The 25,128-nt window shown below is 58.0% G+C and carries 18 protein-coding genes and 3 pseudogenes; 13 read left to right on the plus strand and 8 right to left on the minus strand.

The window, feature by feature from the left end; translation table 11 throughout:
* Positions 1-128 precede the first annotated feature (128 nt).
* The 3 genes and pseudogenes from O4H53_RS25715 to O4H53_RS25725 all read left to right on the plus strand — a co-directional run.
* Positions 129-1,925: pseudogene (locus tag O4H53_RS25715) on the plus strand (strawberry notch C-terminal domain-containing protein); the annotation flags it as partial.
* A 15-nt stretch (positions 1,926-1,940) separates the two neighbouring features.
* Positions 1,941-2,246: a hypothetical protein gene (locus tag O4H53_RS25720; protein ID WP_269367756.1), complete on the plus strand. Its 306-nt coding sequence runs from the start codon at positions 1,941-1,943 to the stop codon at positions 2,244-2,246.
* Between the two features lie 125 nt (positions 2,247-2,371).
* The gene (locus O4H53_RS25725; protein WP_269367757.1) at positions 2,372-3,067 is read left to right on the plus strand and encodes a DUF736 family protein; all 696 of its coding nucleotides are present in this window, start codon (positions 2,372-2,374) and stop codon (positions 3,065-3,067) included.
* Between the two features lie 346 nt (positions 3,068-3,413).
* Here O4H53_RS25725 and O4H53_RS25730 read toward each other — a convergent pair whose 3' ends face one another.
* Positions 3,414-4,283, minus strand: coding sequence for a DMT family transporter (locus O4H53_RS25730; protein WP_269367758.1), 870 nt, complete (start codon positions 4,281-4,283; stop codon positions 3,414-3,416).
* Between the two features lie 556 nt (positions 4,284-4,839).
* On the opposite strand from O4H53_RS25730, the gene O4H53_RS25735 reads away from it, so the two are divergent.
* From O4H53_RS25735 to O4H53_RS25745, 3 genes and pseudogenes are all read left to right on the plus strand, one after another.
* Positions 4,840-6,108: an ISL3 family transposase gene (locus O4H53_RS25735; protein WP_443069643.1), complete on the plus strand. Its 1,269-nt coding sequence runs from the start codon at positions 4,840-4,842 to the stop codon at positions 6,106-6,108.
* Positions 6,109-6,131: 23 nt separating this feature from the next.
* The gene (locus tag O4H53_RS25740) at positions 6,132-7,355 is read left to right on the plus strand and encodes an IS256 family transposase (RefSeq protein WP_269367759.1); all 1,224 of its coding nucleotides are present in this window, start codon (positions 6,132-6,134) and stop codon (positions 7,353-7,355) included.
* 37 nt (positions 7,356-7,392) lie between these two features.
* Positions 7,393-7,782 (plus strand): annotated as a pseudogene (locus O4H53_RS25745) (ISL3 family transposase); the annotation flags it as partial.
* A 46-nt stretch (positions 7,783-7,828) separates the two neighbouring features.
* Here the strand turns inward: O4H53_RS25745 and O4H53_RS25750 are convergent.
* Together O4H53_RS25750 and O4H53_RS25755 are read right to left on the minus strand one after the other, a co-directional pair.
* On the minus strand, positions 7,829-8,161 hold the full coding sequence (locus tag O4H53_RS25750) for a type II toxin-antitoxin system RelE/ParE family toxin (protein ID WP_269367760.1): 333 nt from the start codon (positions 8,159-8,161) through the stop codon (positions 7,829-7,831).
* Positions 8,161-8,436 carry a hypothetical protein gene (locus O4H53_RS25755; protein WP_269367761.1) on the minus strand — a complete coding sequence of 92 codons (276 nt, stop codon included), beginning with the start codon at positions 8,434-8,436 and terminating at the stop codon, positions 8,161-8,163. The genes O4H53_RS25750 and O4H53_RS25755 overlap by 1 nt, the downstream gene beginning before the upstream one ends.
* 421 nt (positions 8,437-8,857) lie before the next feature.
* Between O4H53_RS25755 and O4H53_RS25760 the strand changes: the two genes are divergently transcribed.
* The 3 genes from O4H53_RS25760 (at position 8,858) to O4H53_RS25770 (ending at position 16,049) form a co-directional block, all read left to right on the plus strand.
* Positions 8,858-9,340 (plus strand): DUF995 domain-containing protein, encoded by a 483-nt coding sequence (locus O4H53_RS25760; RefSeq protein ID WP_269367762.1) that lies wholly within the window; start codon positions 8,858-8,860, stop codon positions 9,338-9,340.
* An 857-nt stretch (positions 9,341-10,197) separates the two neighbouring features.
* On the plus strand, positions 10,198-13,506 hold the full coding sequence (locus tag O4H53_RS25765) for a glycosyltransferase (protein WP_269367763.1): 3,309 nt from the start codon (positions 10,198-10,200) through the stop codon (positions 13,504-13,506).
* Positions 13,503-16,049 (plus strand): DUF3131 domain-containing protein, encoded by a 2,547-nt coding sequence (locus O4H53_RS25770; protein ID WP_269367764.1) that lies wholly within the window; start codon positions 13,503-13,505, stop codon positions 16,047-16,049. The genes O4H53_RS25765 and O4H53_RS25770 overlap by 4 nt, the downstream gene beginning before the upstream one ends.
* Positions 16,050-16,345: 296 nt before the next feature.
* Here O4H53_RS25770 and O4H53_RS25775 read toward each other — a convergent pair whose 3' ends face one another.
* The 4 genes and pseudogenes from O4H53_RS25775 to O4H53_RS25790 form a co-directional block, all read right to left on the minus strand.
* A complete protein-coding gene (locus O4H53_RS25775) occupies positions 16,346-16,861 on the minus strand; it encodes a GNAT family N-acetyltransferase (protein ID WP_269367765.1) in 516 nt (171 codons plus the stop codon).
* Positions 16,858-17,550: a glutathione S-transferase family protein gene (locus O4H53_RS25780; RefSeq protein ID WP_269367766.1), complete on the minus strand. Its 693-nt coding sequence runs from the start codon at positions 17,548-17,550 to the stop codon at positions 16,858-16,860. Before O4H53_RS25780 ends, O4H53_RS25775 begins: the two co-directional genes overlap by 4 nt.
* 71 nt (positions 17,551-17,621) lie before the next feature.
* A pseudogene (locus O4H53_RS27230) lies at positions 17,622-17,921 on the minus strand (YHS domain-containing (seleno)protein); the annotation flags it as partial.
* 733 nt (positions 17,922-18,654) lie between these two features.
* Entirely contained in the window at positions 18,655-18,804 is a 150-nt protein-coding gene (locus O4H53_RS25790; protein WP_269367768.1) for a hypothetical protein, read from the minus strand.
* 136 nt (positions 18,805-18,940) lie between these two features.
* On the opposite strand from O4H53_RS25790, the gene O4H53_RS25795 reads away from it, so the two are divergent.
* Positions 18,941-19,897, plus strand: coding sequence for an AraC family transcriptional regulator (locus O4H53_RS25795; protein WP_269367769.1), 957 nt, complete (start codon positions 18,941-18,943; stop codon positions 19,895-19,897).
* A 56-nt stretch (positions 19,898-19,953) separates the two neighbouring features.
* The gene (locus O4H53_RS25800) at positions 19,954-20,256 is read left to right on the plus strand and encodes a hypothetical protein (protein WP_269367770.1); all 303 of its coding nucleotides are present in this window, start codon (positions 19,954-19,956) and stop codon (positions 20,254-20,256) included.
* Positions 20,257-20,296: 40 nt separating this feature from the next.
* Here O4H53_RS25800 and O4H53_RS25805 read toward each other — a convergent pair whose 3' ends face one another.
* On the minus strand, positions 20,297-21,277 hold the full coding sequence (locus O4H53_RS25805) for an IS110 family transposase (protein WP_269367771.1): 981 nt from the start codon (positions 21,275-21,277) through the stop codon (positions 20,297-20,299).
* Positions 21,278-21,552: 275 nt separating this feature from the next.
* Here O4H53_RS25805 and O4H53_RS25810 point away from each other — a divergent pair, with 275 nt between their 5' ends.
* Positions 21,553-22,281 (plus strand): DUF736 family protein, encoded by a 729-nt coding sequence (locus O4H53_RS25810; protein ID WP_269367772.1) that lies wholly within the window; start codon positions 21,553-21,555, stop codon positions 22,279-22,281.
* 528 nt (positions 22,282-22,809) lie between these two features.
* Positions 22,810-24,321, plus strand: a complete 1,512-nt coding sequence (locus tag O4H53_RS25815) for a tyrosine-type recombinase/integrase (RefSeq protein WP_269367773.1) — start codon at positions 22,810-22,812, stop codon at positions 24,319-24,321.
* Positions 24,322-25,128: the final 807 nt, after the last annotated feature.

Raw genomic sequence — 25,128 nt, forward strand, 5'->3', positions numbered from 1 at the left:
TTCATGGGGGATGTCCTTCTGCGGTTGAGAGCAGAGGCATCATGATTATCCAAAGTGGAAACCCGAAAATGAATCAGCAGAACAACAGGTTGAAATCCCGAACTCCGCATAACGGTGACGCGGCATACTATGTTCTGGGATACCTCGAACAGGCCTTCCCGATTCATGCGCAAAAGCTGGTCGAGATCGACGGCAATATGGTGGCGGAACCTTTGCGGGATGAGACCGGCGCGCTGGTTGTCTCCCGCGAAGCGCTCGCTTTGCGCGATGCGGCCATGATGGAGTTGATGACGCTGGCCCCGATCCCCTCGGCGCTCGATCAGATCCTCTGGGCCTTTGGTGACGAGGCGGTCGCTGAAGTGACCGGACGCTCGATCCGGCCCCTCAAGGCCGAGGATGGCCATCTCTTCATCGAAAAGCGCGCCGCCAGCAGCAATTCCTCCGAGACCCAGGCCTTCATGGACGGGGATAAGGATATCCTGGTCTTCTCCGATGCGGGCGGGACCGGCCGGTCCTATCATGCGGCGCAAACGGCCAAGAACCAGAAGCGGCGGCGGCACTACCTGCTGGAGCCCGGCTGGCGCGCCGATGCGGCCATCCAGGGGCTCGGCCGCACCCATCGCTCGGCTCAGGTCAGCGCGCCATTCTTCCGGGTCTGCACCTCCGATGTGCATGGCGAAAAGCGTTTCACCTCGACGATTGCCAAACGCCTCGACCAACTGGGGGCCTTGACCAAGGGCCAGCGCGAGACCGGCTCGCAAGGCATGTTCCGCGAGGAGGACAATCTCGAAAGCCCGATCGCACGGGCGGCGCTGCGTGGGTATTTCGCCGATCTTGCCGCCGGGCGCGCTGAGGCGATGAGCTACGAGAGCTTCACCGACTGGACAGCCCTGCGGCTGATCGACAAGGACGGGGTGCTGCTGGAAGAGCTGCCGCCGATCCAGCGGTTTCTCAACCGGGTGCTGGCGCTGCCCATCCACATGCAGAACGCGCTCTTTGCCGAGTTCATGCGCCGGATCGCTGACCAGACCGAGCGGGCGCGCGCGGCGGGCACGCTCGACCTCGGCGTGGAAACCCTGCGCGGCGAAAAGATCGAACAGGTTTCCACCGAAGACCTCTGGACCTGCCCGAAATCCGGCGCAGTGACGCGGATCATCGGGCTCGAGGTGACGGACCCGGTCCATGTGCTGTCGGCGGATGACGCCCTGTCGCGCAACCCCGACAAGCGGCCGATGGTCAATCGCGCCTCGGGTCGCGCGGCGCTCATCTCGGCACGCCCCATGCAGATGTATGACGAGGAGATCGTGACGCTGATGCGCAAGGCGGTGAGGCCAAACGGGTCCAGCTATCTGGAGGAAACGCGGTTCGAGTCCTCGGCCTGGGAAGACATCGGAAGGCCCGAGTTTGCACGGCTTTGGGATGCCGAGGCTGCGTCCTTGCCAAAAACCACCACGACCAAGCTCTACCTGCTGACCGGGCTGCTCTTGCCGATCTGGAAGGACATTCCGACCACGAATGAACGCATCTACAGGGTCACGCCTGACGGAGCGGCCGCGATGATCGGGCGGACGCTGAGCGAGCAAGGCGCGGCCGCGCTGCGCGCCCGCTTCCTCGTCTCCAATCCGCAAACGCCACAAGAGATGCTGACCGCTGTCCTCGGCACCACCGCGCCGGTCGATCTGGGCCGAGGTCTGACCCTGACCCGTCGCCGGGTTGCAGGCGAGATGCGTCTCGAGCTGTGCGGTGCGGACAAGGGCATGATCGACGGCCTCAAGGCAATGGGGTGTTTCACCGAGATCATCGCCTTCCAGTTGCGGTTGTTCCTGCCGCATGGGGACGGGGTCGATACATTGGGCATTCTCTCACGGATTGTTGGACCCGGACCAGACGCCGCGCAGGGCGTGGCTTCAGTTGCAGCGGAATAGGTGTGGGGGAAGACCATGACTCTCGAAGACATCAAGGCAGCCGTGGATGCCGGTCAGACCGTGCACTGGGCCAATACCGGCTACGTTGTCCACAGGGACAGGCTCGGTCAGTACCTGATCACCTATGTGCCGAATGGTAGCTGCATCGGCCTGACAGATCGGAGCGGGCACCGTTTGAACGGAGAGGAAGCAGAGTTCTTTATCTCTGGACCGGAGTGTGGCGACAAGAAGAGCCAGGACAGCCAACAAAGACCAGACGGGCAGGGTTGGGGCGTCGTACCCGGCGGTGAGGTGGCACAAACTATCAGGCGCCAGCGCTGAACCGGAGGTTGGGAAGAAAGGAAAGCGAGCTTTCTGGTTTGTGATCCCAGGAGGGGTCGAGAAAGCAATCCCGGATGTGCTGGCAAGAACGTCAGGCAACGGCCAATCTGAAAAGGAACCATCCCATGTTCGCAGGAACCCTCACCCGCAACGTCGAGACCGCAGCCGCCGAATACACCGGCATGATCCATTCGACGCGCTTTGACATCGCCATCCAGCTCGAGGCACGGGCCAAGATGTCCGAACGCAGCCCGGACTACGACGTGACAGCTGTCAACAAGTCTGGCCGCAAGGTGCGCATCGGCACGGCCTGGAACGAGACCAGCAATACCAGCGGCAACCCGTATATCTCGATGCAGATCGATGTGGGCCTCGGCCCGTTCCGGGTCAACGCGGTGCAAACGAAAGAGGCGCGTGCGGCCCAAAGCGGCGAATTCGAGATCATCCCGCTGGTCTCGAACGGCCTGATGAAATCCGGCTCGATCTCAGGCGAGCTCACCGCCATGGACGCCGACAACGCCTTCACCGGCTACATCGCCAACATGATGTTCGATCTGGAGTTCATGCTGATCGAGAACGGCTACAAGACCGAGGAGACACACCCCGACTATCGGATCGAGGTCAGTTCGCCGCGTGGTACGCCGATCCGCGTCGGCTCGGCGTGGATGGCGAAGAGCAGCCGCACGGGCAATGACTACCTGTCGCTGCTGATCAACACGCCCGATGGCGACCTGCGCGTCAACGCCGTGCAGAACGAAGAGCAGCGCGGCGGGCAGACCTTCTCGATCATCCCGTTCATCGACAGCGGTGAGCAGCCGTAGGATGCAGGGACGGGGCTGTCACTGGTCGCATGACCAGCGCGCGAGAGAAGACTATCTGAACCGAACGGGGGGCCGTGGGACCACGGTTCCCCTTTTTCTACGTTAGTGTGTTCGAAGAAACCGGCGGTCATTGCAGACGTTCGTGTCGCCTGCAGCCAATGCTACGGAAGAGCCCAAGGTGACTGATGCTGCATGGTCCATGGATGTCCGCTGTTGCGAGATGGCCGAAAACCTTCAACAACTGCTTGAGTTTTGAACGGGGTTATTGGCTGCCGAAAATCGACCGTTTGTCAGCCATGCCAAAAGGGAGGGTTTTTGGCGCGGCTCAAGGTCTACCTTGCAGACCCTAGGGGCGCTCACGGTTGCGAAACATCACGATGTTCCCGACACCTGCCAGCACCACCCCCATGGCCGCGCTCGCCGTCCACACGTAGCCTTCGAACAGAGTCGATGCCGTCAGAGCGACGATTGGAAAGAGCACCGTTGCGTAACCGGCACGAGCAGAACCAATTCGCTCGACGAGTAGGAGATAGGTCGTGAAGCCAACGACCGAACCGACGACTGCCAAATACGCCAGTGCGGTCCAATAGGCACTGCCTTCGGGTGCGACAAGAGGTTGTTCCCTGATCACCAAAAGCGCCAGAAGAGTAAGTGCCCCCATCCCCATGCCCCAAGCATTCGCAGTCAACGGCGAGACGCCGAGGCTCGAATTCTTCCGCGATGCCATGTTTCCCCATGAAAATATTAGAGTCCCCAAAGTGGCCCATCCGATGCCCCGCAGTGTTGCTGGGTCCAAGGCAACTGCAAGATCCTGCCAGAACAACAGGGTCAGCCCCGCCACCCCCAGCCCACCTGCTAGGATCGTCTTTCGCTCGATCCGGTCACCAAAGAAAATCCGTGTATTTATCGCGTTGAAGATTGAGGCCAGCGAGAAGATCACCGAGACGAGGCCCGAGGGTACAGTGGCGGTTGCCGTATAGAGGCACAGAAAATTCAGGCAGAAGAGGCACAGTGCTTGCACGACGACAAAGCGCCAGACTGCGGGCCGTCGCAACCGCCCCAGACAGGCTAGCCCGGTCAGCATCACAGCTCCTGCTAGAGCAAAACGATAGAACACCGAGACGGATACGGGGACATCTCCGACTTGGGCCGCAATTGCGATCCAAGTCGTGCCCCAGATGAAAACAGTCGCGATAAAGAGGACGGGTGTGCTCATTGTAGGCTCCTTTGCCATCGCCTCTATGCGAGATTGCTGACGCGCATTTGCACGATCTTGCGGTGAAGCGCAGCGGGACCATTTTCGTTTGGACTGCGCTGGTCTAAACAGGGGCATGAAGCAGATTGTTCGTGATTTCCTTGCCCACTCTCCCACAGCGAATGCAGTGACCACGCTTGACCTTGGCGCAGGGCGCCAGGTGACGATTTGGGAACACCGGGATGATCGGGTATTTTATGACGGGGCCCCAAGGGCACGCCTTCAGCCTGTACCTGCAGGGCGGCTACGGCACCCGAAGGCTGGACCGCGGGGCGGGATCAGGACAACCGGGCACCGTGTGCATACTGCCCGAAGGTCACAGATCGAACTGGGAGATTACCACGCCCGTCCGCTTCATCCATCTGTACATGCCGGACGATCGCCTGAGGTCTAGTTTTGCCGCAATCCACGACCGTGACGCCAGACAACTGGATCTGCCAGAAGTGACTTTTGCCGGTTCTGCCTCAATCTGTGTGGCGGAACTATCCTGAATCTGGAAAATTCAGGAGGGATAGTTGTGAGTTCGAAGAAGCACTGGTCGCCCGGGAGCGATGTTGCCGTTCAAAGCGTTAAGCGAAGTGAATCTGGCGGCTGGATTGTATCTGGGGTCTTGGCGCCCAACGGCACTTGCCCAGACTGTGGATTGCATTCGCGCCGACGTCACGGCTGGCGGCGTCGGCGGCTGCAGGATTATCCCGCCCATGGAGACGAGGTAACGGTTGATCTCGCGATTTGCCGTTGGCAATGTCAGGCATCCGCTTGCCCACGCCGGACCTTCTCAGACCAGATTGCCTCGATTGCGCGTCCATTTGCACGTCGTACTACGCGTGTCGCGGAGATTGTCAGCCATCTTGGGCATGCAACCGGCGGATGGCCTGCCGAGCGGTTGTTGCATCGTTTGGGCGTTGGGATCAGCGATGGCACGGTGCTCAGGCAGGTGAAGAAGCGTGCTCAAGGCACCACCGAGCCCCCGACGGTCATCGGGATCGACGACTGGAGCTGGCGGAAGTCACAGACCTACGGCACGATCATTGTCGATCTGGAGCGTCACGTGGTCATCGATATTCTCGAGGATCGAGATGTCGTCACCTGCACCAACTGGCTCAAGCGACACCCCGAGGTGAGAGTGATCAGCAGAGATCGGTGTGGTCTCTACGCCAAGGCTGCACGGCAAGGGGCACCACAGGCGAAGCAGGTCGCTGATCGGTTCCATATCGTGCAAAACCTGCGGCAGGCCATCGAGGAGCAAATGAACCTTCACGGTCGTGCGACTGGCAGGGCGCTGCTGTCCGACGCCGACAATATCACCGCAGCCGGCAGCCTTTTGAAGTCACGCCTTGCACACAGGTCATCTCGGGAAGAGATATTCGCAACCATCCATGCGCTCCGAAATCAGGGGCTTTCCTGCAGCGAGATCGGGCGGCGAACAGGGTTCCCGCGTCGCAGCATCGCGAAATGGCTGCAGTTCGAGACGCCACCGGACCGCAGGCGGGCCGCTTTGAAACCAACGTCGCCGTGGTACTTTGAAGAGTACCTTTGCCAAAGCTGGAAGGACGGCATTCGAACTGGCAGTGCTCTGTTCCATCTGATCCAAGAGCGTGGGTACGAGGGGAGCCAGTCACATTTGCAGCGTCTGTTGGCGGGTTGGCGCAGAGCCGAACAGCAAGCGAAGGGCCCCGCCGTGGAGCACCAGATCCTGAAGCCGGTTCGGGACCCGGAAACGGGGCACGCGATTTCCCCGGCCATCGCGGGGGACTATCCTGAATTTTGTGCTCTGGCGTGGTAGCTCTGAGATGAGGAGACCCCCGTATGAGCATCAACAAAGACCTTTTGGACCAACTTATGGAAGGCCGGAAGCCCGGCGACCTGTTCGGCAAGGACGGGATTTTGCAGGAGCTGACGAAGGCTTTGGCGGAACGCGCCTTGAGCACCGAGCTGGACGCGCATCTGACCGAGGAACGGGCCGATCCGCCGCCTGAAGGTGCGAACCCGCCGCCGAACCGGCGCAACGGCAGCAGTCAGAAGACGGTAGCAACGGACAACGGCAAGGTTGTTCTGGACATTCCCCGGGATCGCAACGGCAGCTTTGATCCGTTGCTGATCGCCAAATATCAACGGCGGTTTCCGGAGTTCGATACCAAGATCGTCAGCATGTACGCGCGCGGCATGACGACCCGGGAAATCCAGGGCCATATTGAGGAGATCTACGGCGTCGAGGCCTCCCCCAGCCTGATCTCGGCGATCACCGATGCGGTCATGGACGAGGTCACCGCTTGGCAGAACCGCCCCCTGGAGCCATGCTATCCGGTGGTGTTCATGGATGCGATCCGGGTCAACATCCGCAGCGACGGGGCTGTGTCGAACAAGGCGGTCTTCGTGGCCCTGGCCATCCTGCCAGACGGGACGCGGGACGTGCTGGGCCTTTGGTTCCAGGCGAACGAGGGCGCCAAGTTCTGGGCCAAGGTGCTGAACGATCTGCGCAATCGCGGCGTACAGGATATCCTCATCGCGGTCGTTGACGGGCTCAAGGGCTTCCCCCAGGCCATCGAGGCGGCGTTCCCGCAGACCCAGGTCCAGACCTGCATCGTGCATCTCCTGCGCCATTCCATGAGCTTTGCGAGCTACAAGGACCGCAAGGCTGTCGCGAAGGCCTTGAAGTCCGTCTACACCGCCGTGGATGCCGAGGCGGCAGAGGCCGCGCTGGCTGAATTTGAGCAAAGCGATCTGGCTGCCAAATACCCGGCCATAGCGCCGAGCTGGCGACGGGCCTGGAGCGAGGTGATCCCATTCCTGGATTATCCGCCGGAGGTGCGTAGGCTGATTTACACCACCAATGCCATCGAGGCGCTGAACTCGAAAATCCGCCGCGCCGTCCGCACAAGGGGCCACTTCCCCAGCGACGAGGCGGCGGCAAAATTGATCTACCTGGCGCTGAATGCTACATCACAGGAGTGGAAGCGCTCAGTGCGCGAATGGCATGCCGTAAAAAGTCAGTTGGCAATCATGTTCGAAGACCGCTTCCCAATGGCCTAATCAAACGCGCCAGGGCACAAAATATCTGACAGTCTCCATCGCGGCCGCGCTGTGCATAAAACCCCGCGGAAAGCTCACCCCGGATCAGGCGCGGAAAGTCGACGCGCTCAAGGCCGGTTCTCCAGCCTTCGCAAAGATGCGCAGCCTCGCCATGCGGTTCAATGGCATCCTGCGCGGCCGCCTGGCAAACCCGCTCCCTGCATGGATCGACGATGCAATCGAAACTGACCTGGTGCCCATCGTGCGCTTTGCCCGTACCTTGAACCGGGACTACGATGCCGTCAAAAACGCCATCGAGATGCCTTGGAGCAACGGCCAAGCAGAAGGTCAGATCAATCGCCTGAAAACCCTCAAACGCGCCATGTACGGCCGCGCCGGTCCAGAATTGTTGCGGGCGAGAATGCTACCGTTCCGCCACACAGATTGAGGCAGAACCCCGGTCTTGAGATTTTTCGCAGTAGATGGCTTTGAAGTTAGTCTGCGAACACCTGTCTTGCCGACGCGAGCCTCATCCAGTCCCGAACGCCGAATGCGACGAGAGCGAGATAAACAATTCCGGTATCTAAGTCCGGTTTGAATACGATGGTCAGTCGGTGACCTGCGCCGCCATGGCGCACGAGCCATCCGTCAAGCTTGCCGCTGAGGCGAGCGCCGGATTTTGGGTTTTCGGCAATCTTCTGGATAAGGGTATCGATTTCATCGAGCCTGCGGCTTGCTGCAGCAACGTCACCGTCAGTCACGTCGACAATATGATCAACGATGCCGATAAGGTCCCGTTCAAAAAACGGATGCCTGATAAAACGCATCAGGTCTTCTGAGCCATCGCCGCAAGATGGGCCCGCGCGCCTGCGGTGACGTCTGAGGCTTCGCCGACGGGTTCCCATTGGTCGAGTGGAAGAGACAGGCGGCGTTCCAATTCTGCCTCAAACAAAGACCGTTCACGATCCCGCTCTGCCTTGGCCTTCGCCAATTCACCCGAGACCGCCGCGCTCATGTTCGGGTACTCGCCCGCTTCAACCAGTTCCTTGGCGAAAGTGTAGGCCGTGTCGGTAAAGCTGACAGATTGCTTTTGAACGCTCATGGCAGACTCCTTGGTGCTCCAATAGACTACCAAGTACTGCAATGTCTGGCAAGCCGTGCAGGCCGACAAGGCGTAGTGCGTCGATAGCCTTGCGGCCTCCCCTGCTCGGCTTCGCGTGTCGCAGGGGAAAACGGCCCTTCGGTCCGTCGCGCATGCGTCCATGCGGCCTCACCGCGGCGTCACACCTGGCATCCCGGTTTGCCCGCCTCGCGAGCACGTCCCTCCCCGGCCGCTCCGCCGGATTGCGCTCTGGTCTGTTTTGGCCTGAGGCCAAAACGATCCCGCCGCTTCATCCGTCTCCCGCGTCCGGTCGGGCCGTTTGCCTGCTCGGGTCGGGCAAACTGAATAAATATTGACTTAAGCCTTGGAGGCGCTGAACTTATGTATATTGATGCGCTCTGGCCAAAGGAATCCTACCTTTATGTTTCGCCTAAAAGCATGGCTCGCATGTGTTGTGTTAGCGACCGTCCCATTTTGCGCAATTGCCGACCCCCTACCCCATGGCGCGAGAACTCCCACACCCCAGCAAATCATGGCCGTGTACGTCGGAAAGACAGCTATCTGGGACGAGAATTGCGGAGGGGGCATCTACTTTGGCTCTAACAACCAGGCGCGGGCTTGGTGTGCGGAAAACAGCGAATCCTTGGGCGCAGGAGAGTGGCGCGTTGATGCCTATGGGCGCATGTGCCACGATCTTACATGGTATTGGCCGAACAATGGGCGTGCTGGCCGCTCGGCCGGCGAGAAAAGCTGCATTCGACATGTCGTTGACCGCTTTGATCGTGTTTGGCGTAGTCATCCTGGACAAACCGAGTGGTGGCCCGTCAACGACGACCCAAACCTGGTCCGCGGTTATATGTTCAGAAATGACATCATTGCGACCAAGAGAAAGCTGGGCATATAGGGACTTCGCATATGCTGGGGGACAATCTCTCCATTCGGCAAGCGATCCTTTAGAGAAGTGTCGTTGATAGCATTCCTTTGGCATGCGCCTTGCCCGATTTGGTGCGGCAATCGTCAACGACAAAACAGGCCGTAGTACGTCTTATTCGGCGTCCCCAGCATGAGCGCTGCAGGTCTTCGGCGCAAGAGATGTACTCGAATTCAAACTTATAAATGAACGGCTACGGCCGAAGCCATAGCCGTTACTGGGGTAGTCATGGGCTGTAGGAACCATAACAGTTATTAGCATGTTTATGGGCACCTATCTTGTCAATGATTCCCCTTGTTTCGCGAATCGCCTGATAGTTGTGCTTCTGTCTTCGTCACTAGTTTGCGATCCGGCGGCAGAACGTTTTCTTCGGGGAAACAGTTGTACAATCCTAGATTGTATATTGCGACAAGATTGTGCAATGGAGTGACATGTTGTTGCCTTAATCTATACTCGTGGCTGCATAGATTTTCACGGCTACGAGGACTGTTTGGTCCGAGACCATCAGTCGCCTGCCAATGATATTTGAGTGATCACCCCTGCCGGAAGGCCCCACTTCCATCGGGGGCGGGTCAGAACCCTAGGAAGGTCGCTCCCCTACATTGAAAGGCTCCATTCGGTTCTTCGCCTCAAATGCATCTATGCGGGGAGTGACAGATGCGAAGGCGCGAATGCTCAATTTAGGTCGGCGAAAAGAACCAGTAGAAAAGAGCATAAGTCGGCACCGAGGATATCATGAGCCTCGTATCAACCGGGGTTTGTCTGATCGCGTTTTTTGGGACCCCAGTCGCAAGAGGAGGTCCCGCGTTCTTCTCTCTGCCAGTACGGTCGTGATCGGTGTGCTGGTTTGGCTGATGCTCTTTGCGATGACCGTGGGGTCGGATGGTGGACTGGAAGCTGCATTGCCAGAACCCATTGACGCTTTGAAAGGACGCGCCACGGCATCAGCCCCCCGAGTTCTTTCAGTACATCCAAGAGATCAGAACCCCAATCTTGCCCCGATCGATCTTCATGCTCAACAGGAAGCTCAGAAGTACCAGTGTTTGTCAGCTGACAAGGAAGGAAGCCGGTCTTCAGCACCTGCGCAGATACAAAAAGTGTTTGCCGTAGTGCCTGCCGACCTTCCTTGGGCAGCTAAATCTTTCAACGAAAGCTGTGACGTGCTCCATGTGCTTCTGCCAACTTGGTTTCACCTGACAGCCGCGCAGGGAACGGTCGCAGTGCGCGGAGTGAGTGCAGAAACCCGCGACCCTCTCTGGAAATATGCCACGCAGAACCCAAACCTGAAGGTAATGCCCATTCTTCAGTTTGATGCGTCGGTTTTGCGGCTTCTGGCCGTCGAGGGGGGCGGTGAAAAAGTAGCAACAGCGCTGGTGAATTTTTTTGACCTGCAACGATCGGGAAGACCTATCAAGGGCTTTTGCCTTGATGCAAGCCCACTCATCTCCATAGAAGGGGGTGCATTCAGAACTCTAGGTCGCCAAGTCGCCAAAGATCTGAACGAGCGGGGGCTGTCGTCCTGCGTCAAGCTACCAAGCAGTGCTTCCGATAGCCTTCTGGTCATTGCAAACCGCTTCTTTGATACGGTGATCGTCAATGGCTACCATGAGTATTGGCTTGGGTCTGCCCCACAGCCGCTCGCCGACAAGCGCTGGTTCGACACACATATCGCCTCACTTCAAGAACATGTTTCGCCTGGCAAACTCGTCATCGAGCTTGGCACGCATGCCGTCGATTGGATCTCGGGGCGCCCCCGCCCAGTGGTACAACCCTTCGCCAGGATAATGTCTGCACTTGCTGATCAACAGAGTCTGCCGGAGTTTGTCGCAGAAGCAGGTAATACGAGAGCAAGTTATGTAGACGGGCAAGGCCTTCAGCACCGGGCTTGGATGCTGGAAGCCGCATCCGCGCATAACCAAATTCTGACGCTGCAAAAACGAGGGGTAACCGCATTTGGCGTCAGTGGGCTTGGGTATGAAGATCCTGGAATTTGGGCGGTCATCGACCAAACCACGCGGGGTCTAAACCTGAACGGCGAGAGCCTTAAGAACGTCGTCTTGTCAAACTACGTTGAGCTTTTGGGGCACGGTCCATTTGTAGCACCAATCTCGATGCCCGAAGTGGGAAAACGCGCTGTGGAAACTACAAGCGCTGGCAAGATTTCGGCGGTCTTCTATGAAGAGCTCCCTCGAGCAAGCATCGTTCAGCTTTATGGGGCGGGGGCGCCTAACCAGGTTGTTCTGACCTTTGACGATGGGCCTCATCCCCAGCACACGCCCGCGACCTTGGACATTTTGCGAGACACCCAAACACCTGGATCTTTCTTTGTTTTGGGCAATAACGCGGCTGCCGCTCCGGATATAGTCAAGCGCATTCTAACAGAAGGACATGAGCTGGGCTCTCACACCTACTCGCACCCGAACATGGGAGAGGTGTCCGCTTCTCGCGCGAAGGTCGAGATCAACTCCACGCAACTGCTGCTTAACGGCATAACGAGGAAGAACATTCGGCTCTATCGTGAGCCCTATATGCGCAGTGGGGGGCCAATAACCTCGAAAGAAGTCGCCTCCATCATGCCTTTGGAAAAAGCGGGGTATATCATTGCAGGCATGGATGTCGTCCCCCGCGACTGGATCACGCAAACCGCGGATGAGCTTGCCGACGAAATCATCAGGCAAGTCGAGACCAATGCAGGGGGTGTTGTTCTGCTGCATGACGGAGGGGGGGATCAAAGTCAGACCGTTGCTGCCCTACCGCGGGTGATTTCCGAACTTCGCGGGAAGGGCTATACATTCGCCACATTGGGCGATCTCTTGGGCGCATCGCCGGAGCTGCTTATGCCCGAAGGAAATCGCCTGACATCTACCTTTGGCAGCATGTCCTTTTTGGCGATCGGGAATAGCTGGTCTCTGCTCAAAATCGCGTTCTGGTGCGTCTTTACAATCGGGATGATCCGATCCGCCGGCCTATTGCTGCTGGCGATGAAGCGCACGCGCCATACCGCAGGCCGCTCTAAGAATATCCCTTCAGTGACGATCGTCATCCCGGCCTACAATGAAGGACGGGTGATCGAAAAATGTATTAGACAAGCCCTATACTCAATGTATTCAGATTTCGATATTATCGTGGTCGACGATGGATCGACCGATGACACCTACGAGAAGGCGATCAGTTTCACCTATCATCCGCTGGTGAACGTTCTGAGACAACCCAACCGGGGCAAAGCTGCCGCGCTCAACGCAGCCCTCGATGAAACCCAAAGTGATATATTGATCTGCATCGATGCGGACTCACAGATCGCGCCTGATGCCGTCAGCCTGTTGGCTGCGCATTTCAACGATCCTCAAGTCGGGGCGGTGGCCGGCCGGGTCGTGGTTGGCAACCGCGTCAACGTGCTTACCCGTCTGCAGGCATTGGAATACATCACAGCCCAAGCCATCGAGCGTCGCGCCAAAGAATACCTCAATGCTATCACAGTTGTACCTGGTGCGATTGGCGCATGGCGCACCACAGCACTAATGGAATCCGGTATTTTTTCCACCGAAACGCTTACGGAAGATGCCGACATGACGATGGCAATGCTGCGGACGGACTATCAAGTTATCTATGAAGACCGCGCTGTGGCGACCACGGAAGTTCCCACGCCCCTCAAGGCGTTGATGACCCAGCGTCTGCGGTGGTCTTTGGGCATGATGCAGGCAGGCTGGAAGCATTTTGGCGCGGTAGGGGAGCGTCGCAACCTGGGTCTTGTGGCGTTGCCGGACTTGGCGATCTTCGGTTACCTGATGCCGTTTATCGCCCCTTTGGCAGATTTGTTCCTTGTGATCCTTCTTGTCGAGTTCTTCATGACCTTCGGAGCCGCGGAGCAGGATTACGCGGCCCTGCTGACCAATCCAATGCTCATCGCTTACCTCGCTTTGCCGGCCTTGGAGGTCTTAAGCGCCCTGATCGCATTCCGATTCGACTCCAAAGAAGACCGACGCTTGTTGCTTTTGCTGCCATTGCAGCGTCTCTACTATCGTCAGGTCTTGTATATTTGTGTGATCAAAGCGGTCTGGCGGGCTGTGACCGGATCTTTGGCTTCTTGGGGGCGCATGACGCGCATGGGATACAAATTTGAACAGGCGAAACTAACGTGATCGCTCGTCGTACGTTTCTCAAATGGGGCACAGCTGCCCCCTTTTTCTTGTCCCTGCCCTTAAGGGGCGGTGCCGCTGATACAACGGCGCTCAACACTCTGGTGGTGATGGACGGTCTTGACCCAGACACCAATCACGTCCGAACAGCCATCGTTTTGGACGCGCTGGCGCGCAAAGGCTTGCCGGTGTCATGTGTGGTCGACCCAGATATTCTTAAGGAAAACTCGCCGAATTCCCCCGCTAGCGCACTATCTAATGTTTTATGCGCTCGCCTTGAGCGTGCTCCAGGCCTGATTCAGGTTGTGCCCCTTGTGAGAAGCCTTGGCAGCATGACGCCGTTTTTTCAGGCGCGTGCGGCTTATGAGGCTCAACGTACGTTGCAAAATGCTTTAGGAGACGCTTCAGCGGGCGCATACTTTGAGATGGCAAGTCAAACCATAGCCTGCGATCTGATCGATAGCCCCCTCGCGCCGTCGGGAGTGCGAGCAGCCGGCATCCGAAATGTCTTGATGCGCCCCCAGACAAGTACGGGCGTGAGGCCCGAAGCTTGGGAAGATGGTGTGGCCAGACTAGTGGGTGGCCAAAGAATACAGTTGTTGGCCGCAAACAAACCATACAACCTTCCCCAGCATCAATCCGTGGAGCGTGTATACTATCTGTCTGCGCAAGATTTTCTAGCGCTTCCCATGGCAGGACTTGAAGCAGCAGCTACAGCTTTTGCCTCGCAAGTCCTGAACCAGAGTGATCATTGGGTCAGCCCGATCCTCGCGTCTGATATCCAGTTCCGCGACGCTTATGCCTATCGTAGGAACGTAGGGGTGCATTTTGTCCTGGCCCCAGATGCAAGCGACCAAGAACGCGAAACCTTGCTAGCGTTCCAACAAGAGCTGACGGCTGAAGGTAAACCATCGAGCTTTGGCCTGGATACGTCTACAGATCCCGCCTCAGGTTACTGGATTACTTTGCAAGAAACCCGTCCTTCAGGGGCTCCTCTAGACATCTTCGCCCACTCTCAAGAAACGCCCCCCGTGCCCCCGAGCTCTGCGCCCGGTGGGGTCCATGGGATTGCCGCCAAGCTCGCAACCGCTCCTGAAGCTGGTTTAGACCGACAGAATGTTCTGAGCTTGCCGACCGTATCCGTTCGAGATGTCGGGGCTTTGAACGTCCCCCTGGGAGCGGCTCTCGGTACGAGAGATTGTATCCTCGTCATCTCTGCCAGGCTTGTGCAAAACAGAGCCGCCAGAGTCTCACTGAAAAATGTGCTCCGTCGGATTGAGAATGATGGTGTTTCCAACCTTGTTTCGCTCCCCGCGTATGTCAGGCATCTCATCCCCACCGGCCCCTACATCACCCACCACAGAAGGACCCAAGCTTTTAGGACACAAATCTCAAAGACCCCAAGCCATCAGAATGACGAAGCGCGCGCACAACTGTTAAAGGATGCCAAGGTGGCTTGGTCCTATTTTGAGAAATGGACCAATCCGCGAACTGGACTTTGCCCAGCCACGGCGAACTTTGCCCCTGCCCACCGGAGGCTCCATGAAACCGTAACGATGTGGGATGTAGGAAGCCACATCTTCGCATTGATGGCCGCGGTTGATCTGGAACTGATCACGCCCAAGAAATTCCAGCGATCTATCCGTCGCATTTTGCCAAGCCTCGTAGGGCGACGCTCCCAAGATAGGCTCTTGCCGCAAGGTTGGATTGCCACGAATAAATCTAAATGGGGAAACCGTAACTTTGATGGGTGTGACGCGGGCCGGCTTCTGTCCGCTTTATACAATCTCGACACCCACCCCTTGGTGAAAGACCGCGCCGCTCCGACGGTGGCGAACTGGGATCTGAAGGACATTGTGGAAGATGGCATCGTTTACTCAGTAGAGGGTGACCAGCTACAAAGTACGTTCAGATCGCATTGCGCGCACTATGCTGCCTGGGCGTTTCGAACCTGGGGTATCGAAGTCAGGTCACCTTACGAAGTATTCGAAGGGCGTAGTCCCTCCGATGGTCAGATGGCGCTGCTTGAGGTTTGTGGTCACATTGGTCCTCTTGGGGCTGAGCCCCTTCTAATGGAAGCACTGGAGTTCGGCATGTCGCCAGAGTCCGCTTACCTTGCCGATGTGCTGTTTGCCGCTCAGCTCGAAGAGCATATGGAAACCGGACGGACGATCGCTGTATCAGAGGCACCGATCAACAGTGACCCCTGGTTCTTGTACCAAGGTTTGCAATTTGATGCGCAGGGTAGAGTTTGGGCCACAGATACCGTGGACGGATTGGAGGTGCATCGTACCAAAGAATTCCGAGAGCAGCACCTCTCGATCAGCCCTAAAGCGGCCTTTCTGTGGGCGTCCTACAAAGACCACCCCTTCTGCGACCAGCTTCTGACCTTTGTGCGGGATAAGGCTAGAACCCCCTATGGGTTTGCTTCCAGCATCAATCAAAGGACAGGCGAGGCCAGTAGGACATATAGCGATATTAATACCAACGCGGTCATCCTCCAATCCATCGCGTGTATGCTCGATGTCGGACCTAATGCCCAATAAGCGCTTCAGATCGGGGCGAGCTATAAGCCAAAATATGCATAAGTCTGCCACCACGACCTAGTTCCACTCAAGCGGTGACCCGCCCCACATCTTCCGTTGGTTGGCGTGATCTGAATGTCACCGGCTGAGCGGAAGCAGCGCGGCGGGAGAACGTGATACAAGCGGCGAGTCCGTCTCCCTCGGCGAGACAACGGAGGCAGAGGATATCCAGAACTTGGCTGTAGAAAGTGCGCGCCGCCGGAACGTCGGCAACCCCGAGGCTGAGAATGTGATTACCAGCAGATGGTCGATGGTTGTCATGAGGTACCTCTTTGGGGGTTGTTGTCTCGCGACGAGGTGTCAAGGCGGAATTTGAGGAACGCGGCGCCTGAGTGGTTCTGTCGGCCAACAGCCTGCGCACCCATCCGATGGAGCGCTCCGAGGTTGCGGCGAGATGGCGGAAGGAGGAAGGTGACGAAGGGTATGCGTGGGTCAGATCGCGCGAACTCAATAGCTGCACATGTGATCCGCTGACCTAGCCCGAAATCCGGCGGCCGCAGCACGAGGCCATAATCCCATTCCTTGCCTTCCTTCTGGAAGCCGCCCCAGCCGACATAGCGGTCATTGGCCAGAAAAGCCCAATGGCCGAGGCCGTCCCGCGCCCAGCAGGCCTCCTTGGCCACCACGAAGGCTTGCGCCTCCGCTTCGCCCCAGGCGCCAACCAGTAGCGGCATATGCGCGCGTAGGCGCGGATCCGACATATGCGCGATCAGTTCCTCGAGCGGCACCTCAGTCAGTCGCGCGAAGCGAAGGGCGGGGACAACGCAGGTCATGCCGACTGCCGAAACGTCGTGCGGGAATGCTCTATCATCTGCGAAAGCGCACCGCCTTGCCGACACAGGAAATCGAAAAGAAGTTCGTCGTATTCCGCCGTAACTGCATTCCGCACCGAAGGCCTCCCGGCCAATGAACGGCGCCACGCGGCTATCCCGTCCAGGCTGTCGAAGACGCCGAAATCACCGATCCGGTCGAACGTGTCGAAGTAACGGAAGACCGGCGCGAAGACCACATCAACCAGGCTGAAGCGAGCACCAGCGAACCAGAGTCCGGGGTCAAGCTGACCTTCCATCACTCGGAACCGGACATGGAGTGCCGCTGCCTTCCGCTCAAGTGTTCCTAAATCGGGGGCCGTGTAGAAGCCGGTGATGTCGTTCAGGCATTCCGAGCCGAAGCCGATCCACGCGCGGTGTCGCGCGCGTTCGGCCGGATCCGCCGGGTGCAGCGGGTCGGGCTGCGTTTCTTCAAGGTATTCCAGAATGGCCGCGGACTCAAACAGGGTCGCGTTGCCGACCGTCAGGACCGGCGTCCGCCCGAGCGGCGAAATCGCAAGGAACCAATCGGGCTTGTTCGCCAGATCGATCGTGACGCGCTCACTCGTCACCCCTTTCTCGTTCAGTGCGATGGCGATGCGCTGGACGTAGGGGCAAAGCGCGTGGCTGATGAATGTTATGGGATGGGTCATCGGAGTTTCCTGTGAGAGATTGAGAGACCGGCCCACGTGGATCTCCGCGGGCCGGGTTCATGAGTTGAAGATCAGAGATCCGTCGCGGCGGTGTGCTCGATCGTCATCCAGTTGCCTTCGGCCTTCTCGATGGTGCCGGCCTCATCCTTCATGTAGGCCTTGAAGACATCCTCGTTCAGGAAGACATATAGCTTGTCATCCAAGACGGCCGCGAAGCGCGGGTCGCCGTCGAACTTCTTGCCGACCGAAACGCCAAAGGCGCAGAAGCCACCGTATTGCGGCACATAGCGCGACGGATGCGCCTCGAAGGCCTTCATGTTCGCTTCCGAGACGAAGTAGTAGGCTACGCCATCATGCGCTGCTGCAAAGCTGGCATTGCCCTCGGCATTGGCGCCCTGGTCCAAAAGAGCGACTGGATCGGCGCCATGCAGGCCCAGCGGAGCCCCGCCATAGGTCAGGCCAGGGGCGACGTTGGCCTCATCGGCGGCCATAGCCGGACCGAAGGCGCAAAGGGCTGCAAGCGTCGCGGCGACAAGGGTGAATTTGGGAGACATAGATTTTCCTTTCGGTTGGGTTGTGACGCCCGGGCCGATTGGCCTGCCGGGCATGGACCGAAACTGCAGCAACTGACAGGTCGCAGGAATTCCAGTACGTTCACGGGACCTGCCCGATCGTCCGAATGTTTGAACTGTTGCGATGAGAAACAAGCCATCAAATGCGCGGCACGTCGCGGACCTGCCGAGTTCAGCCAATCCCCGTCGCTCCTCCGCAACATCGCCGCTATCCGCCGCCAGTTCCGTCCAAGAAGTGGAAAGAACTTGCCGAACACCAATGCGGTCGTTGCGTTGTCAGCATGGCGCGATGCGTATTCTGTGGCGTATGTAGCTGTAGCTGTCTCGGCATTGGGCGACGCGTGTTCGACCTCGTGCATGATCAGGTCTTCTTTGACGGCTGTGGAACCTAGGGAAAGACGCCCACCCTTTCGAACTCAGTCAACGCATCGGGGAGGATCTGGAAATAGCGGAATTCTGGACAGTCAGCAGCGCCACAGTTGAGCTTGTTCAGTGGCAAAGATGAGCCAAGGAAGGTCCAGTGGTGGTACCTTTACAGGATCAAGGTGATATTGCCTTCGCCGACTAACGAACCGCAGGCCATTGCCGATTGGACGTGCACCGTCCGATGGGCACCGGGACCGCCCAGCCATTTTGTCTGTGCCAAGGCGATGTTTGCAACCGAAGCGACTTTGCTTTTCATGGGAGGCTCATTTTTTACATCTCCTCCTTTCAGGTTCTCTGCCGGTTTGCGGATGCAGAATGTCCAGAAGTCCGGATTTAATGCGCGTTCGTCCGACCGGCTGGACAAACGGCGACTGCCGTCACATCGTGCGGGTATGTTGGACCTGCTCAGCGACATCCTCACCCGCCTCTCGCTTCGTGGCACGCTCTACTTCCGCACGAGCTTCACTGAGCCTTGGGGTGTTCGCGTCCCCGCTTTCCGTAACGTGGCACGCTTCCACTTTGCCCATCGGGGCGAGGCGCTTGTACGCGTGGCAGGGCTCAACGTTCCGGTGCATCTGGCGCAGGGCGACCTGATCGTGATTCCGCACGGCGTGGCGCATGTGCTGTCTTGCCGCCATACTGTGCCGGACGAGGCTTTGCCTCTGGACGACGTGCTGTCCCGTTCCGGGTTTCCAGGACACGGTACACTGGTTTGGGGCGGCGATGAGAGCCCACGCGACACGCAGCTGATCTGCGGGCATTTTGCGCTGGCCGAAGGGTCGCGGCATCTGCTGTTCGACCGCTTGCCGCCGTTCATTCATTTGCGCGGCTATGGCGAGGAGGCTGGCGCATGGCTTGAAGCCACACTCAAGGTCATCGGAGCCGAGGCTGGCGGAGCACGGCTCGGTGGTGACCTTATCGCTTTGAAGATGTCCGAGGCGATCTTTGCCCAGGCGATCCGCGCCCATATCGAATCGGAGCAAGAGAAAGATTGCGGTGTCGCGGGATTCGCCGATTCCCAACTCGCGCGCGCGTTGACCGCGTTTCACCGTGCGCCGATAGCACATTGGACCGTCGCGAGCCTCGCACGTGAGGCCGGGCTGTCGCGGACGGGCTTTGCCGAGCGGTTCTCGGACCGGCTGGGCGTCACGCCGATGGCCTATGTCACCTCCTGGCGAATGCAGATCGCGCGCGAGGCGCTTTCGGCGCGGGGGCTGTCGGTGGCCGAGGCAGCCGAAGTCTCGGGTTATGCATCGGAGTCCGCCTTCAGCCGGGTTTTCAAGAAAGAGATCGGCGTGTCGCCAGCCACCTTTCGGCAATCCGGCATTGCGCGGCACGAGGCGGCTTAGATCTGCGTCCGCCCAGACGCTGCTTAATTGGCAGCAGAATACGGAAGGATGAGATCATGACTCTCGATGAAATCAAGGCCACCGTTGATGCCGACCAGACCGTGCATTGGGCCAATACCGGCTACCGCGTCCACAAGGACAGCCTCGGCCAGTACCTCATCACCTATCTGCCGAATGGCAGCTGCATCGGCCTGACCGAACGGGGCGGGTACCGGTTGAACGGCAAAGAGGCTGAGCTCTTCACCGCGCGATCGGAGGACGGCGCGGAATATCCGGGCAACCAATCAAGACCAGACGGGCAGGGGAGGGGTGTAGCACCCGGAGGCGCGGGGGCATTCCCACTCGAACGGCAGCTCTGACCCGTGGGCGGGGCTGAAAGGAAAGCATCTGTCTCGAAAATCAAGGCTGTGTTTCTGACCAGAGCCTGTTTTCGCTGAGAAGCGTGTTTGCGAGTATGAGGAGCTTTCTCATCACGGCGGTGATTGCGACTTTGAAAGGTTTGCCCGCTTTCTTGAGGCGCTGATAGAACGCGGCCATGTCCTTGTTCCAGCGGATCGCGACGACGGCCGCCATATACATGACGTCTCTCACTGGTTTGCGTCCGCCGCCGATCTTGCGTTTGCCGCGGAAGCTGCCTGAATCACGGTTCATGGGTGCGACACCGGAAAGAGATGCAATCTGCTTGGCGTTGGCGCCGCCCAGTTCGTTGAGCTCGGATATCAGAGTTGCTGCTGTGGTCAGCCCGATGCCCGGAATCGATGTAAGGATTTCATGCTTTCGCCTGACGCCATCGTCTTCTTCAATCAATTCGGCCAATAGCTTTTCGAGATCTTTGCAATGACGCTGGCACAAAGAAATGCGCGCCTCGATCTGCGCAGTCACCAATTTGTCCAGTGTCTGTGTTTGCTGTTGTTTCAGGATCTTCATTTCATCGACGATTTGCCTGCGAGCGACTGTAATCTCTGCAATTTTTGCTTGCAGCTCGGAAGGCGGTGTACTTGCTGGAGGTCGAACTCTTTCACCATATTCAGCCAGGACTTGCGCATCGATCTTGTCGGTCTTGGCCAGGCGGCCTACCGACCTCGCGAAGTTTCGGCTCCGAGCTGGGTTCGCGACAGCCGTCCTAACCCCAGCCGCATGAAGCGTTTCGTGCGCCATCCTGTGATAGCGTCCTGTCGCTTCGAGGACTACGAGATCGGCGTCATGATCTCGGCAGAAGTTGACCAGTTCGGCTACGCCTCCGACGTCATTCTTGAAGCTGTGATGATTGCCCGCAGGCGAAACAAACACGTCCAGCTGGTCTTTGCTGACGTCGACACCAATGACTATGAATGGGGACGCCGCCGTTGCGATGGTCTTCTTTTCTTGTATCCGGGACATCGGTGACTCCCCTCCATCTGTTCAGAACAGTTCCATCTTTGGAAGCCGACCATTCTTTCCTTCGGTACGTTGCTACCTGCAGGCTTTCGGTCCGACTTCCCCCGGGATGGTTAGCAACGCCGTTCCCAGATTACGACGTTCCGCTGGGGGAACCGTCGCACCGTCAAAGATACAAGCAGGCTTTCTGATTTGTGATCCCTCACGGGGTCGAGAAGGCACTCCCGGATGCGCTGGCAAGCACGTCAGGCACCGACCAATCTGAAAGGAACCATCCCATGTTCGCAGGAACCCTCACCCGCAATGTCGAGACTGCAGCCGCCGAGTACACCGGCATGATCCACTCGCCGCACTTTGACATCGCCATCCAACTTGAGGCGCGGGCCAAGATGTCCGAACGCAGCCCGGATTACGACGTGACGGCGATCAACAAATCGGGCCGCAAGGTGCGCATCGGCACGGCCTGGAACGAGACTGGCAATACCAGCGGTAATCCCTATATCTCGATGCAGATCGATGTCGGCCTCGGCCTCTTCCGGGTCAACGCGGTGCAGACGAAAGAGGCGCGCTCGGCCGAGAGCGGCGAATTCGAGATTATCCCGCTCGTTTCGAACGGCCTGATGAAATCCGGCTCGATCTCAGGCGAGTTGAGCGCCATGGACGCCGCCAACGCCTTCAGCGGCTACATCGCCAACATGATTTTCGATCTGGAGTTCATGCTGATCGAGAACAGTTACAAAACCGAGGAGACCCACCCCGACTACCGGATCGAGGTCAGCTCGCCACGTGGCACGCCGATCCGCGTCGGCTCCGCCTGGATGGCGAAAAGCAGCCGCACGGGCAATGACTACCTGTCGCTGCTGATCAACACGCCTGATGGCGACCTGCGCGTCAACGCCGTGCAGAACGAGGAGCAGCGTGGTGGCCAGACTTTCTCGATCATCCCGTTCATCGACAGCGGTGAGCAGCCACAGGACGCAAGCGCGGGGCTGTCGCTGTTCGCGTGATCAGGACGATTTCGAAAAAGTGGGCAAGGGGAGCCGCGGCAACGCGGTTCCCCTTTTGCTGTATTGGTATGTTTAGTGATAGAGTGACGGGTATTTGGCTTAACCGCAAGGAATCTATATTTTTTTCTCTTGGTGGCCTTCGTTTTTTGGGTCGTGGCACTTAGCGGCGAGAATATGCAGGTCTATCGCGCATCCGCATGTCCGAAGATAACTGTCTTCGATTAGGAACCCAAACTTTGAAAGGTGGGCTTCAGCCACCCTGAGCGCTGAGGCATCTTTCGCAAGTATCGTAGCGTTGACATCAAAAAGCCCCGCAACCCCTTTGACAACGATCCAATTTGGCGGGAACGCCTCATCCAGCAAATCAGCTTGGGTGAACCTATACAAATTTGAGAAAGTGTGCTGCTCCAAAAGCCGGATCCTTCTAGGGAGTGAAAATTTAGATTTCATCCCATCAGTGACGAAAAAGGTTACTGTTGTATTAACAGGCCCGCAGATTCGCTCCGTTTCTGTGCAGGTCCTGCGGCTATGAAAGGCCAAGCAATGACCGGGCACCTTAGGCGCGTCGCGGAAGAACTTGGCACAGTGAACACCGTCAAAAGCTGCCGTTTTCAGAGCGAAGCTGAAATCCTTGGCCTGCCTTTCCGCGAATATCCCCATTGGCACGCTCTGCTGAGAGGGCGCCACATCGGTGTTCACCGGCAAGACGGCCGTATTTGCAACTGGGTGGCGAGAACGCTGAAAGCCGACGGAAACTACAAGCAAAAATGCCTCGGCCCTGCGCTGAACCTCAACAAGCCCCACATCGGCTTTGACGTCGCGATTGAGCGGGCGTTCGAGTGGTTCGAAACTGGGCAGATTAAGTCGCTTTCGACGGCTGCGCGGCCAAAGGGCCGAGTCACCGAGTTAGCGGTCTGCCCCATCGGCCAAGTCTATACGGTCGGGCACGCTCTCAGAGACTACCTTATCTGGACAAAGATGGCGCGGTCCGCCGGTGGGCATTACAACAACCTGACTCTGATGAACTACCACCTCGTCGCCTCGTTTTCTTCCATTCCCATCGAGGATTTCAATGGGCACGACCTGCAAAGGCTTGCCGTCCAGGTTTTGGAGACACCGCCCAAGCGTGGCTTCGAGGAACCATTGCCCCGCGTTAGCATCGACGACCTGCACACAGATGAAGTCAGACGACGCAAGCGTACTTTCAATTCACTCGTGACGATCCTGAGGATGGCGTTCCAGTATGCCTGGGAGAACGGCCATCTCCAAAACGAGAGATCATGGAAATGCCTTCACCGCATATCGGTCAATCACAGTCCGAGAACCATCTTTCTGACCCGTGAAGAATGTGTGCGGCTGTTGGAAGCATGCGCACCAAGCCTGAGGGATTTGGTTCTCGCGGGGCTTTACACTGGTTGTAGGGTAGGAGAACTCGGGAACTTGCGTGTCGGAGATGTCGCCGACAAAGGCTTTGGGATCATTGTCCGAGCTTTCAAGAATAGCCCCTCCCGCTTCGTGTTTCTGCCAGCTGAGGGGATGGCGTTTTTTCTTCGCTGCATTGAAGGAAAAGGGCCCGCAGATCACGTCTTTCATTCATCGAAAGGCAAACCATGGCGACGTCAACACACCCTTCACTTCCGTACAGCAGTTGCAGTGGCGCAACTTCCCAAGGAGTTTGTCTTTCACGGCCTCCGTCACACCTATGCGAGTGATTTGATCCGCAACGGCGCATCGTTGGATACTGCCGCCAAGCAACTGGGCCACGCCAATACTTTAACAGTGATGAAAACCTACGGTCACTTCGCAGAGCAGGTGAGAGAGCAACAAGTTGCGGATTGCTTCTCGCCGCTATCCGCGGAGAACCAATCCCTTGTCGCGAACGCTTCAGCGCAGTTGAACGCCTTGCACCAGCTTTCCAGTGCAACGAATTGGCGAGACTACGGTTTGGTCGAAAACAACACAACTCTTCCAAAGACCGTGGTCGCCCGACCTCATTCACTGGTCTTGAAAGTGTTCTCCAGGCCGAATGGCAGGCACTGATCGCGACGTGTATTAAGCGCGACGCCCACTACTTCGCCTTCTTCCAGAAAATCATAGTATACATCAGCCAGCCGCATTCGCTACCCACTGCTGGCGGCACAGCGCTTAGGCGGAATCTTCTGATGATTGATTCTCGCCTGGAGGGTAATCGGATCACCCCTCAATGGGTCAATTTTTTCGACAAAAAGTATAGAACTAATCAGTTTCTCCGTCACATCGCAGTCGCTAGGAAAGAACCATGTAGTTAACGAGTAACTTTTTTCAGGCCTATCAAATGGGTCCGATTTGATGGGCAAGACGTGGTGCTTGGCGATACAGGTGTTTCCTCCGAATGGATGAGCGACGAAGCGTTTGTATCAACCCGTTGCAACGTGCGCGCTGTAGATTGTTTTGGTCGCTGGTCTTGTACTCGTTGTAATTGCGTTCAGTTGACGCACTAAGCCCCTCCCGCTGCTCGCATCGCATCGGGCGCGATGCCGCCTCGTCGATCACAGGACTGCATTGGTCAGCCAGATGCGAGGCTTGTTGTTGGACTGCGGCATATAGGCCTTTCGGCCTGGCCAGCTCGGCTGCGCGTGTCGCAGGGGAAAACGGCCCTACGGGCCGTCGCGCATTCGGCCATTCGGCCTCACCGCGGCGTCGCACCCAGGCCCCCGGTTTGCCCGCCTCGCGAGCACGTCCCTCCCCGGCCGCTCCGTCGGATTGCGCTCTGGTCTGTTTTGGCCAAGGCCAAAACGATCCCGCCGCTCCATCCGTCTCCCGCGTCCGGTCGGGCCGTTTGCCTGCTCGTGTCGGGCAAACCTACCG

Origin of the sequence: Sulfitobacter sp. G21635-S1, from assembly GCF_027213915.1 — a bacterium.
Classification (GTDB): Bacteria; Pseudomonadota; Alphaproteobacteria; order Rhodobacterales; family Rhodobacteraceae; genus Sulfitobacter.

What these genes read in the sequence shown, in the direction of transcription:
- O4H53_RS25720 (WP_269367756.1), top strand. Translation starts at nt 1,941, where the DNA reads ATGACTCTCGAAGACATCAAGGCAGCCGTGGATGCCGGTCAGACCGTG.
- O4H53_RS25725 (WP_269367757.1), top strand. Translation starts at nt 2,372, where the DNA reads ATGTTCGCAGGAACCCTCACCCGCAACGTCGAGACCGCAGCCGCCGAA.
- O4H53_RS25730 (WP_269367758.1), bottom strand. Translation starts at nt 4,283, where the DNA reads ATGAGCACACCCGTCCTCTTTATCGCGACTGTTTTCATCTGGGGCACG.
- O4H53_RS25740 (WP_269367759.1), top strand. Translation starts at nt 6,132, where the DNA reads ATGAGCATCAACAAAGACCTTTTGGACCAACTTATGGAAGGCCGGAAG.
- O4H53_RS25750 (WP_269367760.1), bottom strand. Translation starts at nt 8,161, where the DNA reads ATGCGTTTTATCAGGCATCCGTTTTTTGAACGGGACCTTATCGGCATC.
- O4H53_RS25755 (WP_269367761.1), bottom strand. Translation starts at nt 8,436, where the DNA reads ATGAGCGTTCAAAAGCAATCTGTCAGCTTTACCGACACGGCCTACACT.
- O4H53_RS25760 (WP_269367762.1), top strand. Translation starts at nt 8,858, where the DNA reads ATGTTTCGCCTAAAAGCATGGCTCGCATGTGTTGTGTTAGCGACCGTC.
- O4H53_RS25775 (WP_269367765.1), bottom strand. Translation starts at nt 16,861, where the DNA reads ATGACCTGCGTTGTCCCCGCCCTTCGCTTCGCGCGACTGACTGAGGTG.
- O4H53_RS25780 (WP_269367766.1), bottom strand. Translation starts at nt 17,550, where the DNA reads ATGACCCATCCCATAACATTCATCAGCCACGCGCTTTGCCCCTACGTC.
- O4H53_RS25790 (WP_269367768.1), bottom strand. Translation starts at nt 18,804, where the DNA reads ATGAAAAGCAAAGTCGCTTCGGTTGCAAACATCGCCTTGGCACAGACA.
- O4H53_RS25795 (WP_269367769.1), top strand. Translation starts at nt 18,941, where the DNA reads ATGTTGGACCTGCTCAGCGACATCCTCACCCGCCTCTCGCTTCGTGGC.
- O4H53_RS25800 (WP_269367770.1), top strand. Translation starts at nt 19,954, where the DNA reads ATGACTCTCGATGAAATCAAGGCCACCGTTGATGCCGACCAGACCGTG.
- O4H53_RS25805 (WP_269367771.1), bottom strand. Translation starts at nt 21,277, where the DNA reads ATGTCCCGGATACAAGAAAAGAAGACCATCGCAACGGCGGCGTCCCCA.
- O4H53_RS25810 (WP_269367772.1), top strand. Translation starts at nt 21,553, where the DNA reads ATGTTCGCAGGAACCCTCACCCGCAATGTCGAGACTGCAGCCGCCGAG.
- O4H53_RS25815 (WP_269367773.1), top strand. Translation starts at nt 22,810, where the DNA reads ATGAAAGGCCAAGCAATGACCGGGCACCTTAGGCGCGTCGCGGAAGAA.